The sequence below is a fragment of the Scytonema sp. PCC 10023 genome (assembly GCF_963920835.1).
GTDB lineage: Bacteria > Cyanobacteriota > Cyanobacteriia > Cyanobacteriales > Nostocaceae > Kalymmatonema.
The window spans coordinates 1-234 of the sequence record NZ_CAWUDP010000422.1 but is presented as its reverse complement, the minus strand read 5'-3'; the positions used below and the strand labels follow the sequence as shown (position 1 = coordinate 234).

Here is a 234-nt window from a genome sequence, read left to right as displayed (position 1 = left end):
TTGAGGTCAGCAAGCAGCTTACCATTTGTATCCCACACCTTGGCTGTGCGGTCATATGATGCAGTCATAATGCGTTGACCATCCGGGCTAAATGCTGCACTCCAGACCTCTTTCTGATGCCCTTTGAGGGTAGCAAGCTGCTTACCATTTGTATCCCACACCTTGGCTGTGCGGTCAGATGATGCAGTCACAATGCGTTGACCATTCGGGCTAAATTCTGCACTGTTGACCTCT

1 protein-coding gene is annotated in these 234 nt (G+C 50.0%); it reads right to left on the bottom strand.

All coding sequences use genetic code 11. The annotated features are described in order from the left end of the window. Positions 1–234 (bottom strand): WD40 repeat domain-containing protein (locus tag ACM0OZ_RS49440; RefSeq protein ID WP_414590253.1); only part of this gene is annotated, 234 nt, incomplete at both ends.